The organism is Streptomyces torulosus (assembly GCF_001419765.1).
In the GTDB taxonomy this organism is placed as follows: domain Bacteria; phylum Actinomycetota; class Actinomycetes; order Streptomycetales; family Streptomycetaceae; genus Streptomyces; species Streptomyces torulosus.
The window spans coordinates 1-12,589 of record NZ_LIRK01000501.1; the positions used below are offsets into that span (position 1 = coordinate 1).

Annotated in this window: 7 protein-coding genes and 1 tRNA gene; 5 read left to right on the top strand and 3 right to left on the bottom strand. The window is 73.1% G+C overall.

The genetic code is table 11. The features are described from left to right. Nucleotides 1-176: 176 nt before the first annotated feature. From AOK23_RS31155 to AOK23_RS31165, 3 genes are all read left to right on the top strand, one after another. Nucleotides 177-248 (top strand) — tRNA-Pro (locus AOK23_RS31155). Between the two features lie 3 nt (nt 249-251). After that, complete coding sequence (locus AOK23_RS31160) at nt 252-2,612, top strand: hypothetical protein (protein WP_055715915.1); 2,361 nt, start codon at nt 252-254, stop codon at nt 2,610-2,612. An 81-nt stretch (nt 2,613-2,693) separates the two neighbouring features. Then, nucleotides 2,694-3,800 (top strand): SGNH/GDSL hydrolase family protein, encoded by a 1,107-nt coding sequence (locus AOK23_RS31165; RefSeq protein ID WP_055715916.1) that lies wholly within the window; start codon nt 2,694-2,696, stop codon nt 3,798-3,800. Nucleotides 3,801-3,895: 95 nt separating this feature from the next. On the opposite strand, the gene yicI is transcribed toward AOK23_RS31165, so the two are convergent. From yicI to AOK23_RS31180, 3 genes are read right to left on the bottom strand one after another with little or no spacing between them, the layout of a single operon-like run. Continuing rightward, complete coding sequence (yicI, locus tag AOK23_RS31170; RefSeq protein WP_055715917.1) at nt 3,896-6,190, bottom strand: alpha-xylosidase; 2,295 nt, start codon at nt 6,188-6,190, stop codon at nt 3,896-3,898. Next, nucleotides 6,187-7,611, bottom strand: a complete 1,425-nt coding sequence (locus AOK23_RS31175; RefSeq protein ID WP_055715918.1) for a GH1 family beta-glucosidase — start codon at nt 7,609-7,611, stop codon at nt 6,187-6,189. The genes yicI and AOK23_RS31175 overlap by 4 nt, the downstream gene beginning before the upstream one ends. Next, nucleotides 7,608-10,637 carry a glycoside hydrolase family 3 C-terminal domain-containing protein gene (locus tag AOK23_RS31180; protein ID WP_107102912.1) on the bottom strand — a complete coding sequence of 1,010 codons (3,030 nt, stop codon included), beginning with the start codon at nt 10,635-10,637 and terminating at the stop codon, nt 7,608-7,610. Before AOK23_RS31180 ends, AOK23_RS31175 begins: the two co-directional genes overlap by 4 nt. A 199-nt stretch (nt 10,638-10,836) precedes the next feature. Between AOK23_RS31180 and AOK23_RS31185 the strand changes: the two genes are divergently transcribed. Together AOK23_RS31185 and AOK23_RS31190 are read left to right on the top strand one after the other, a co-directional pair. Further along, a complete protein-coding gene (locus AOK23_RS31185) occupies nt 10,837-11,121 on the top strand; it encodes a hypothetical protein (RefSeq protein ID WP_055715919.1) in 285 nt (94 codons plus the stop codon). After that, on the top strand, nt 11,118-12,589 hold a 1,472-nt coding region (locus tag AOK23_RS31190; protein WP_055715920.1), incomplete at its 3' end, for a beta-galactosidase. The genes AOK23_RS31185 and AOK23_RS31190, both read left to right, overlap by 4 nt.

Genomic DNA, 12,589 nt, shown 5'->3' on the forward strand with positions numbered 1-12,589 from the left:
GCTGTGACCGGAAAGGTCTGCCGGAAAGCTCGCGGCGTCCGGTGCGGTGCCTCGCAAGGCGGAGCATGACCCGCGTACTGGATGTACTCGGGTCGTGCGACAACGCCGCGAGGTGCCGTGCCGGGCGTCGCGAGCCGGTGAACCTTTCCGGTCACAGCACTAGGTTCTGCGGTCATCGACGTGTAGCTCAGCAGCAGAGCGCCGGGCTCGGGACCCGGAGGGCGCGGGGGCGGAACCTGCCACGTCGGCTTATGAACGACAACGCTGAGCAGCAGCACCCCACCGTCGCGCCGTCCTATGCGGCGGCCCAGCTGGCCAGGGCCTTCACCACCCGGCTGACCCACGAGGACGCCGACACCCGGCGCCGGGCCGAGGTGCGCGGGCAGCGCTGGCGGCAGGTCCTCGCGGGGATGGCCGCGGGCCGGCTGACGATCGGTTCACGCACCCCGGTCGCGGGCCTCCCCGCCTGGGCGACCCCCGAGGTCGTGCGGGGCGGCTTCGCGACCGGGACCGCGAGCGCGGGCGGCCCCCTCCAGCCGTACGAGGTCGAGGCCGCGCGGAGCTTCGGGGTGCCCGCCGAGCGGCGCGCGCTCTTCGCCCACTGCCTCACCGAGCCCGGACTGGCCTGGCTGTGGGCCCTGTTGGACAGCGGCCACTACGAGATCGGCGTCCCCGAGGAGGCGGCGCTGCTCACCATGGCGTGGCTGGTGCGGCACGGGGAGGTGGACGCGGCGCTCGACCTCGCGGCGGAGCTGGAACCGTTCGCCCGCCGGCTGCGGTTCCTGCCCCGCCCGGCGGACGGCCCCGCGCCGGACTCCGCCGCGGCGGTCCACCGGTACACCGTCTCCGACACCGTCGACACCCTGATCCGGCGGCGGCCCAACGCGGCCGTCGAGACCCAGCGCGAAGCGCTCGCCGTGTGGCAGCCGTTCGGCGACGAACTCCTCGTCCACTGGCTGCGGACCGCACGGGACGGCCGGGTCCTCGAACTCGCCCCGGACGACGACTGGCTGACGGACGGTGCGATGCTGCTCGGCCGCTACCGCCGGCTCGCCGCGGAGCACACCCGCTGCACCAAGCACCGCGACCCCAAGGCGAACCTGGACATTCTGCGGGGCGCGCTGGAGGAGGTCGTCGCCGGTCGGCCGCTGGACGCCCGTCGGCTCGGTCTGCTGCGGCACGCGGTGGAGTCGATGGTGCGGCGACGCGGTCTGCCCGGGTCCGCGGCGCACACGGCGCTGCGCCGGGGCCAGGCCGCGCAGGCGGCCCTCCCCTCCCACCACGCCCTGGCCCAGCTGATGCTGCGCCGCCTCGCCGTACTCCCCCAGGACACCGGTGTCACCGATGTCGCCCCGCTCCTGCGCGCGGTGACCGAGGAGGAGGGCCGGGAGACCGGGCTGCCCGTCGGCGCCGCCGTGCCGCCCGTGATCGGCCGGGTCGTCGAGTCCGCGCTGAGCGCGCCGATCGGCACCCTCGTGGAGCGGGGCGCCGTCCCGTCCGCCGAGGTACTGGCCGAACTCGTCCCGCAGTTGGTCGCCGCGACCACCGCCCGGTCGTACCGGGACGAGGCGCTGCGGGCGCTGATGACGGCGCACTACCGGGCGTTCCGCAACCGCCGCTCCCTGCTGCTGCTCGACCTGGAACGGCAGGTGCGCGTGGAGGAACTGCCCTGGGTACGGGCGGTGTCGGGGCAGCGGTCCGCGGTGCTGGGCAGGGCGGACGGCGAGGGCGCGCTCACCGTGCTGCGACAGCTGGGCGAACTGGCCGTGCAGGCGTTCCCGGGGACCCTTCTGCCCAACCCGCTGGTCCGTGAGCTGGGTGAGCTGGGACGCCGGTGCGACCTGGGCGCCCCGTTCGTGGAGGAGCTGGCCGCGGACATCTTCATGGGCGCGTTCAGCCCGAAGTTCCTCACGGCGGCACGGATCGCGGGCGACCTGCTCGGCGGGGGCTCACTGTACGAGCGCTACTACGGCATCGACTACGCGGCGATCCGTGATCTGGCGATCGCTGAGGCCGACGCGGCACCGGGCCGTTCGTCCGGCGCGCGCACATCTGCCGGTTTCGCACGCCTGTGCGCCGAGCGCGCGGGGACGCCGTCCGGGTTCTGGTCGGTCGCCGCGAACGGCACGGTGATCGAGCAGGCGCAGATCCTCACCACGCACAATCTGGCCACGCTGGTCGGGCGGGTGGGCATCGCCCCGCGGACCGGCTCGGCCGACCTGGCGCGGCGCTGCTTCGTGACGGTGTGCCGGCTGACAGCGCTCGTCCACCACAACCCGCGCCCCCTGGGCACCGTCAAGGACGCGGCGTACGCCTGGCGCCAGATGCTGTTCCACCTGTCCCTCTGCCCGCCCGGGGAGCAGCGTCGGATGATCGCCGGGCTGCACGAGGAGACGGCCCGTCACCCCGCCCATGTCGCGGCCCGGTTGGCACCCGCCCTCGCGGGCCTGACCCTGATCGCCGAGGGTGGCGCCTTCGACGCCGACGGAACGGCGGACGACGGCCGGGCCCGACGCCTGCTGGGGTGGAGCACCGACGGTCATTGGATGCGGAACCAGCTCCATACATCGGATGTCAATGAGTCAGCGGGTGGCGGAACAGGCGGCTACTAGCCCCCGTTGGGCTCAGCTATCCTCAACTTTCCTGTATTCATGGGATGTCATGGACGCAATCGCGTGGTATCTATACGTCCCATGAGACGGTCCTGGATTCTTCCCCTGATCACGCTGGTCGCCGCCACGTTCGGAGTGACAGCGGCGGGTGCGACCCCGGCCTCCGCCGCCCCGACCACCCCCTTGCGGGTCATGCCGTTGGGTGACTCCATCACCTGGGGCGTCGGAAGCAGTACGGGCAACGGCTACCGGGCCCCGTTGTGGAACAGGCTCGCCGCGGACGGCCACCCGCTGGACTTCGTGGGCACCGGGCGCGCCGGTTCGATGTCCGACCCCGACAACGAAGGCCACTCCGGATACAAGATCCACCAGATCACCGCGCTCACCGACGCCGCGCTGACCCGTTACCGCCCCAACGTCGTCACCCTGCACATCGGCACCAACGACCTCAACGAGAGCTACCAGGTCTCCACGGCCACCGCCCGGCTGCGGTCGCTGGTCGACCGGATCACCGCCGCCGCCCCCGACGCGACCGTCCTCGTGGCCTCCCTGGTGGTGTCCACCAGCGGCTCGGAGGAGCAGTACCGGGCCGCGTACAACCAGGCCGTCCCCACGATCGTGCGGGACGCGCAGGCGGCGGGCAAACACGTCGCGTACGTGGACATGAGCGCCCTCACCACGGCCGACCTGGTCGACGCCCTGCACCCCAACGACTCCGGCTACCAGAAGATGGCGGACGCCTTCCACCGCGGCGTCCGGACCGCGGACAGCGCCGGGTGGCTGAGGAACCCGGCTCCCGCGCCCGCCCGGGTGGAGTCGGGCCTGGCCGGCAAGTGCCTCGACGTCAGCGGCGCGAGCACCGCCGACGGGACCGCCGTCCAGATCTGGAGCTGCGGCGGCAGCGCCAACCAGCTGTGGTCCGCGTACACCGACGGCACCCTGCGCTCCCTGGGCAAGTGCCTCGACGTCTCCGGCAGCGGGACGGCCAACGGCACCAAGGTGCAGCTGTGGACCTGCCACGGCGGCGCCAACCAGGTCTGGCAGCCCTACGACGGCGGCTACCGCAACCCCGCGTCCGGACGCTGCCTCGATGTCCCGGGCTTCTCCACGACCGACGGCACCCAGCTCCACCTGTGGGACTGCCACGGCGGCAGCAACCAGAAGTGGACCACACTGGCCGCCGGCTGACCTCCCGTCGCACCGGCCGGACCGGGGTGGCGTGCGCCCGGCACGCCACCCCGCGGCATCCGGCATGCCACCCCGCCTCATCCGGACCGGCTTCCTCAGGACCCGTCGAGGTCCGCGCCGGGAACCTCGATCGTCGCGGGCCCCCCGGTGACGCTGTGGAGGGCGCCGTCGGGGCCGCCGGTGCGCAGGTGCCAGGGGTGCGGACTGTCGGTGGTGACGTGGTACCGGTCGCCGTCCCGGCGTACGTGGAAGCGTGCCGTGTCCCCGGGGCCGTCGGGGCGCGGGATCACCACGGTGCGCTCGGCGCCGTCGGCGAAGGCGTGGACACGCAGTTCGACGCCGTCCGCCCAGGCCGAGACAGGCCGTTGGTCGTCGGCGGCGAAGGGGACGACCGAGTCGGGGCGGGCGAGCAGCGGCAGGGTGTGGAAGTCGTGCCGCTCCCGCACCCAGCGCGGGCCGGTGACCCGGGCGCCGGTCAGGATGTTGGTCCAGGTGCCCTCGGGGACGTAGTACTCGACCGTGCCGTCGTCGGTGAGGACCGGGGCCACGAGCAGGTCGTCGCCCAGCATGTACTGACGGTCGAGGAAGGCGGCGGTGGGGTCGTCGGGGAACTCCAGCACCATGGCCCGCATCACCGGGACCCCCGTGGTGTGGGCCTGGCGGGCGGCCTGCTGGAGGTAGGGGGCGAGGCGGTGCTTGAGGAGGGTGAACGCGCGGGTGACCTCGACGGCCTCCTCGCCGTAGTCCCACGGCACGCGGTACGACTTGCTGCCGTGCAGCCGACTGTGCGAGGAGAGCAGGCCGAACTGCACCCACCGCTTGAAGACGGCGGGCGTGGGGGTGCCCTCGAAGCCGCCGATGTCGTGACTCCAGAACCCGAACCCGGACAGGCCGAGGGACAGCCCGCCACGCAGCGACTCGGCCATCGCGTTGAAGTGGGACTCGCAGTCGCCGCCCCAGTGCACCGGGTACTGCTGGCCGCCGACGGTGGCGGAGCGGGCGAAGACCAGCGCCTCGCCCTCGCCGCGCACCTCCCGCAACAGCTCGAAGACGGCCCGGTTGTACAGGTGCGTGTAGGAGTTGTGCATGCCGTCCGGGTCGGAGCCGTCGTGCCAGACCACGTCGGTGGGGACGCGCTCGCCGAAGTCGGTCTTGAAGCAGTCGACGCCCTGGTCCAGCAGGGCGCGCAGCTTGCCGGTGTACCAGTCGCGGGCGGCGGGGTTCGTGAAGTCGACCAGGGCCATGCCCGGCTGCCACAGGTCCCACTGCCACACACTGCCGTCGGGCCGCCGTACGAGGTGGCCCGCGCGCATGCCCTCCTCGAACAGCGGCGACTTCTGGGCGATGTAGGGGTTGATCCAGGCGGAGACCCGCAGCCCCCGCTCCTTGAGCCGGGCCAGCATGCCCGCCGGGTCGGGGAAGGTCTCGGGGTCCCAGTCGAAGTCGCACCACTGGTGGCCGCGCATCCAGAAGCAGTCGAAGTGGAAGACGCTCAAGGGGATGCCGCGCTCGGCCATGCCGTCGATGAAGCCGTTCACCGTGGCCTCGTCGTAGTCGGTGGTGAACGACGTCGACAGCCACAGGCCCAGGGCCCAGGCCGGGGGCAGCGCGGGACGGCCGGTGAGCGCGGTGTAGCGCTCCAGGACCTCCTTGGGTGTCGGTCCGTGGACCACGAAGTACTCCAGCGTGTGGTCCTCGACGCTGAACTGCACCTGGCCCACCGCCTCCGAGGCGATCTCGTAGCTCACCCTGCCGGGATGGTTGACGAGGACGCCGTACCCGCGGTTCGTCAGATGGAACGGGATGTTCTTGTACGCCTGTTCGCTGCTGGTGCCGCCGTCCGCCTGCCAGATGTCCACCGTCTGGCCGTTCTTGACGAACGGGGTGAACCGCTCCCCCAGCCCGTACACCAGCTCCCCCACCCCGAGGGCCAGTTGGCCGACCATGTGGTGGCGGCCCTCGGCGTCGGTGACGAAGCCCGTGCCCCGCTCGCCCACGGAGGTCAGTGTCCGTCCCCCGGCGGTGAAGTCCAGCCGCCAGGGTCCCGAGGTGTCCACGCGCAGGGTCAGCTCCCCGGAGACGAGCTCCAGCAGCGTGCCGTCCCGCCGGACCTTGCCGACGCCTTCCTCGGCGCCTGGCAGCGCGAACCGCGGCCCCCGGCGCACCGATCCGGCGTGGTGGGTGGCCCGTACGCCGATCACCCCTTCGGCGGGCGACCAGCACTCGACGGTCAGCAGGGGGCTGTTGAGCGTGTCGCCGCGCCCGCGGACGTGTCTCACCGGGGCGTAGAGGGTCATTCGGTGCTCGTCGGCCCGGACGTCCGCGATCTCGGTGGCATAACGCGTGGTGTGGCCCGGGCGCATCAGCCAGTAGCCGTCGGTGAACTTCATCGTGCGGTGTCCTCCGTCCGCGCGCGGTGCGCGGCGATCAGGGCCCGGTACCAGCGGTAGCTGTCCTTGGGCGTGCGGGTGAGGGTGTCGTAGTCGACGCGGACCAGACCGAAGCGCTGGTCGTAGCCGCGCGCCCACTCGAAGTTGTCCAGCAGGGACCAGACGTAGTAGCCGCGTACGTCCGCCCCGGCGGCGACGGCTTCGGCCACGGCCCGGAGGTGGTCGTCGAGGTAGTCGATCCGTTCGCTGTCGTGGACCTGGCCGTCCGGCGCGACCGTGTCGGCCTCGGCGGAGCCGTTCTCGGTGATCCACACGGGCGGCAGCCCCGGGTAACGGGAGGGCAGTTCGCGGAGCAGTTCGGTGAACGCGGCCGGGACGACCGGCCAGCCCATGGTGGTGTGCCGGGTGCCGTAGGGGTCCAGCTCCACCACGCCGATGTCCACGGCGGTGCGCCGCCCGGGATCGGGTTCGCGGTGCGGGGCGGCGGCCACGGTGAGGGGCCGGTAGAAGTTGAGGCCGACGAAGTCGAGCGGTGCGCCGATCAGTTCGAGGTCGCCGGGCAGGCGCCACGGGCCGTCGGCGGTGCCGGGCGGCCAGGTGTCGGCCTCGTTGGCGGGGTAGCGGCCGGCGAAGAGGGGCTCGGTCCAGATGTCGTTGTGGAGGGTCTCGGCGCGGCGGCGGGCGGCGAGGTCCTCGGACCGGTCGGAGGCGGCGTGGACACGGTCGAGGTTGAGGGCGATGCCGATGTTCCCGGCGCCCGCCTCGCGCAGGGCGCGGACCGCGAGGCCGTGGCCGACGAGCAGATGGTGGGCGGCGGCCAGCGCGCCGGGACCCTCCCGGGTGCCGGGCGCGTGCCGGCCCTCCGCGTGGCCGACGAACGCGGAGCAGTACGGCTCGTTGAGGGTCATCCAGCGTTCCACCCGGTCGCCGCAGCGGGCGCCGACGACGGCCGCGTACTCCGCGAACGCCTCGGCGGTGCGGCGGACCCGCCAGCCGTGGCCCGGCGCGCCGCCGTCGGGCGGTGTCTCCAGCGCCTGCGGGAGGTCCCAGTGGTAGAGGGTGACGGCGGGTGCGACGCCGGCGGCCAACAGGTCGTCGATGAGCCGGTCGTAGAAGTCCAGGCCCTTGGCGTTGACCCGGCCCGTCCCGTCGGGCAGGACGCGCGGCCAGGCGATCGAGAAGCGGTAGCTGTCGACGCCGAGGTCGCGCAGCAGGGCCACGTCCTCGCGGTGGCGGTGGTAGTGGTCGGCGGCGATGTCGCCGGTGGCGCCGGCGAGGGTACGGCCCGGGGTGTGGCTGAAGGTGTCCCAGATGGAGGGACCCCGGCCGTCCTCGTCATGGGCGCCCTCGATCTGGTAGGCGGCCGTGGCGGCCCCGAACCGGAAACCGGCGGGGAGCGAGGGGAAGGAAGGCGCGCTCATGCGACGGCCCCCTCACCCTGCCGGGCCGGGAGCACGCCGCCGGGTCCGGGTTCGCCCACGGGTCCGGGTTCGGCACCGCCGTCCCGCTCGACACCGCCTCCGGGTCCGCTTCCTGGTCCGCCTCCGGGTCCACCGCCCGGTCCGCCACCGTCCCCCGGTTCGCGACCACCGCCGGGACCGTCTCCCGGTGGGGCGAGGCGGAAGGACGCCAGCCGGAAGGCGCCGCGCAGGGTGACCAGGAGGTCGTGGACACCGACATACCGTTCCGGCGTCACGGAGGAGACGGTCGTCCAGGTGTGCCGGTGGCCGGTGACCGGTACCGCGATCTCCGTCAGCAGCCGTTCCCCGGCCCGCACTTCCAGCGTCGCCTCCCCCGTGCCGTCCTCCCGTGCCACCTCGGCCTCGAAGCGGACGGCGCCGGACAGGTCGGCGGACCGGAACAGCAGGGTCGCGGGACGGGCCGGGTCCGCCGGGGTGACCGCGTCGCCGTCCGTGCGGGTGGCGTCGACGAGGGTGACGTCCGCGCAGTCGTCGAAGTCGACGGCCGAGGTCCGCCGGCCGACGACCGTCCGGGGCGCGGGTGCGGGGGCGTCGACCGTCAGCGGGGCGGTGAGGACGATCTGTTCGGCGGAGCGGGCGACGAGGATCTCGTACGGGCCGGGGTCGACCGCGAAGGCGCCCGTGGTGACGTCCCAGTGGGCGAGCCGTTCGGCGGGCAGCCGGAAGGTCAGCTCCCGGCTGTCGCCCGCGTCGAGCCGCACCTTGCGGAAGTCGGCGAGCCGCAGCCGGGGCGCCTCGTAACGGGCCTCCCGCGCGCGGACATACAGCTGCACGACCTCGCTGCCGGTCCGCGCGCCGGTGTTCGCCAGGGTCACCGTGACGTCGACCGCGCCGTCCGGAGTCACCGTCGACGTGGACAACCGCAGGTCACGGTGGGTGAACTCCGTGTAGGAGAGGCCGTGGCCGAAGGGGTAGCGAGGAGCCGTGCGGTGGTACTGGTAGGTCCAGCCCGCGTTGATGATGTCGTAGTCGAGCGGGGCCGGGAGCGCGTCGTCGCCCCGGTACCAGGTCTGCGGCAGACGGCCCGACGGGTCGGCGTCGCCGAGGAAGACGGCGGCCAGCGCATGGCCCGTCTCCTGTCCGCCGTGGGACGTCCACAGCACGGCCGGCAGATGCTCGTCGGCCCAGTCGACGGCGTAGGGGTAGCTGCTCATGACGGTCAGGACGGTCTCCGGGCGGACGGCCGCGACGGCGCGCAGGAGCGCCTCCTGCCCCTCGGGCAGCGCGATGCCCGTGCGGTCCTCGGTCTCGCGGCCGTTGACCATGGGGTGGTTTCCCAGGACCACCACCGCGACGTCCGCCTCTTCGGCGGCGGCCCGGGCCTCGGCCGTGCCGTCCCGGAGCAGCTCCACCTGCCAGCGTTCGGCGGTCGGCGCGGTCTCGGCGGTGAGCCGGACCCGGTCGTCGGCGGGGTCGACGGCGGCGTAGCGGCCGGTGCGGACGTTCCGCAGCAGGACGGTGCCGGGGCCGTCGTCCTCGGCGGGTTCGAGGCGGAACGTCTCGTCGACGAACCAGGACTTGAGGATGTCCCGGTCGGCGAGGAGGGAGGCGTCGTCCGTGCCACGGAGGTAGTGGCCGGTGTCGGCGTCGCGGAGCGTCACGACACCGCCGCCCCAGTCGGTGACGTCGTACGCGGTGCCACCCAGGGGTTCGCCCGTGGTGCGGGAGCGCAGGGCGATCCGGTCCGCGCCCTCCACGCAGACCACGTGGGCGTCGTCCAGTGCCGCCCGTAGACCGGTCGCGGCCCCGACCCGGTAGGGCAGGGTGCCGCTGTACCAGTCCTCGTGGAGCGTGTCGGCGTGCGGGCCGATCACCGCGATGCGCGGCGCGCGGGCGGCGTCGAGGGGCAGCAGCCCGTCGTTCTTGAGCAGCACCACCGAGGCGGTCGCGGCGCGCCGGGCGAGCGCCCGGTGCCCGGGGCTGTCGACGACCTCGGGGCCGATACCGGCGTACGGATCGAGGTCGGGGTCGAACTCGCCGAGTCGGAAGCGGAGTTGGAGGTGGCGCCGGGCCGCGCGGTTGACGTCCTCCTCGTCGATCAGGCCCTGTTCGACCGCCTTCCGCAGCCGGCCCACCACGGTCGCGCTGTCCTCGCCCTGGTCGGTGAAGCTGTCGATGCCCGCCTTCAGGGCGGCGGCGTGGGACTCGACGTGGTCGTCGAAGTAGTGCTCCAGGTCGACCAGGTTGGAGGGCGCCTCGGCGTCGCTGACCACGAACAGGTCGTGGCCGGTCGGCCGGGCCCACGCCCGCAGCTCCCGCTCGATCAGCGGACTGACGTGGCAGGGGCGTCCGTTGACCAGGTTGTAGGCGGCCATCGCTCCGGTGGCCGCGCCGGAGGCGACGACCGGGCGGAAGGCGGCCAGGTCGTACTCGTGCAGCACCCGGGGGCGGACCCCGGAGGAGGTGACGCACCGGTCGTCCTCGTTGTTGTAGGCGAGGAAGTGCTTGAGCACCGGCGCGGCCCGCAGGTGGGCCGGATCGTCGCCCGCGAGCCCCCGGCAGTAGGCCGTGCCGAGGCGGGAGGTGTGCAGCGGGTCCTCGGAGTAGCCCTCCTCGTTGCGGCCCCAGCGCGGGTCGCGCAGCAGGTTCAGCACGGGCGCCCATGCCTGGAGGCTGTGGGTGCCCGAGCCCACGGCGGGCGGGCGGTGCCGGTGGAAGGCGCGCAGTTCGACCGAGACGGCCTCGGCGACCTCCCGCACCAGTTCCTCGTCCCAGGTCGCGCCGAGCCCCACGGCCTGTGGGAAGACCGTCGCCACGCCGAGCCAGGCGACGCCGTGCAGGGTCTCGCTGCCGGTGCGGAAGGAGTCGATGCCGAGGCGTGGCACCGCCGGCGCGTACTGGTGGAGCAGGGCGAGCCGCTCATCGAGTGTGAGCCGCTCCAGCAGGTCGTCGACGCGTTGGGCAAGCGTGAGCGCGGGATCACGGAAGGGCGGCCGGTCGGCCGGGGGCGGGACGGGAGAGCTCACAGATTCAGACTCCTCAGTTCGCTGGGCGCGAGGACCGATTGTCGAAGCGCATCGACGCTGCCACTCCCTGCGATGAGCTGTCAATTCCTCGGATCGAAACGAGTTTCCTTGTTCCAGCCCTCTTGTTTCGCACGAAACACATCATTACCTTCGCCAGTCGAGTGAAGCGCTTCGACAGCCTGCCGAGGGAAGGTCCGCCGTGTCGCTGCAGATGGCGGTGGCCATCCTGACGCTGGTCCCGCTGCTGATCGTCTACCCGTTCGTCCAGAAGCACTTCCGCACCGGCTGTCCTGACCGGCGCCATCAAGGGCTGACCGGGCCGACGGCCCGTCACGGACCGGAGCGGCTCCGCCCCTTCCAGCCCCGCGTGAAGGCGGAGCCGCTCCCTCGCACCTCCCACTCCCTCACTCCTCAGACTCCCTCACTCCTCCCGCTCCCTCACTGCGACGCGTCGCGGTCGCCCCGACCCGAGGACCTGCCATGACCACCCGCAGCATCACCGACCGCCTGGGCGGACTCGCCTTCGGCGGGGACTACAACCCCGAGCAGTGGGACGAACCGGTGTGGAAGGAGGACGACGACCTGATGCGCCGGGCCAGGGTCAACCTGGCCACGGTCGGCGTCTTCTCCTGGGCCCTGCTCGAACCCGAGGAGGGGCGCTACGACTTCGCCTGGCTCGACGCCCACCTCGAACGGCTGCACGCCAACGGTGTGGCCGTCGACCTCGCCACCCCCACCGCCTCGCCGCCGCCCTGGTTCACGTCGGCCCACCCCGACGCGCTGCCGGTGGCGCCGGACGGCACCCGCCTGACCCACGGCAGCCGGGACACCTACTGCCTCGCCGCGCCCGCCTACCGTGACGCGGCCCGCCGGATCGCCTCGGCCCTCGCGGAACGCTACGGCGACCATCCGGCGGTGGCGCTGTGGCACGTGCACAACGAGTACGTGACGCTCTGCTGGTGCGACCACACGGCCGCCGCTTTCCGGCAGTGGCTGCGACGACGTCACGGCTCGCTGGACATCCTCAACGAGGCGTGGGGCACGGCCTTCTGGAGCCAGCGCTACACCTCCTGGGAGCAGATCCTCCCGCCGCGCGCCACGCAGTGGCACAGGAACCCGGGCCAGGCGCTGGACTTCCGCCGCTTCTGGTCCGACGAGGTCCTCACCGCGTACCGGGAGCAGCGCGACGCGATCCGCGCGCACAGCGACCGCCCGGTGACGACCAATCTGATGCTCCCCGCCTACCAGAACCTGGACCTGTGGGCCCTCGGCCGGGAGGTCGACCTGGTCGCCGTCGACCACTACCCCACGGCGCCCGGCCTGGACGCCGCGGCCGACACCGCCTTCGCCGCCGACCGCGCGCGTTCGCTGGGCGGCGGCCGGCCGTGGCTGCTCATGGAACAGGGCACGAACACCGTCTACGACGGGGACCGCGTCCTCGGGAAGGAGCCCGGGGACATCCTGCGGCACACCCTCGGCCACATCGCCCGCGGCTCGGAGGGCGCCCTGTTCTTCCAGTGGCGGCAGTCCCGGGCCGGTGCCGAGACCTGGCACTCGGCGATGGTGCCCCACGCGGGCCCGGACAGCCGCGTCTTCCGCGAGGTCACGGCGGCGGGTGAGGCCGTCGCACGGCTCGGCGAGCTGGCGGGCTCGACGGTGTCCGCGCCGGTGGCCGTCCTGCACGACTCCGACGCCTGGTGGGCCCTGGAGGTGGACGGGCTGCCGTCGTCCGAGCTCGGCTGCCACGCGGAGCTGCGCCGCGCCCACCGGGCGCTGTGGGACGCCGGCGTCACCGTCGACTTCGCCCATCCCGAGCACGAGTTGGGCGCCTACCGGCTGGTCGTGGCACCGGCGCTGTTCCTGCTCTCCGACGCGGGCGCCGAGAACCTGCGCCGCTATGTCACCGGCGGCGTGGTGGACCAACAGGGTCCCGCCGCCGGCGACCTAGCGGC

Bases quoted from the DNA above. Each gene is read 5' to 3' on its own strand.
- AOK23_RS31175 (WP_055715918.1), bottom strand. From the start codon at position 7,611: ATGAGCGCGCCTTCCTTCCCCTCGCTCCCCGCCGGTTTCCGGTTCGGG.
- yicI (WP_055715917.1), bottom strand. From the start codon at position 6,190: ATGAAGTTCACCGACGGCTACTGGCTGATGCGCCCGGGCCACACCACG.
- AOK23_RS31165 (WP_055715916.1), top strand. From the start codon at position 2,694: ATGAGACGGTCCTGGATTCTTCCCCTGATCACGCTGGTCGCCGCCACG.
- AOK23_RS31160 (WP_055715915.1), top strand. From the start codon at position 252: ATGAACGACAACGCTGAGCAGCAGCACCCCACCGTCGCGCCGTCCTAT.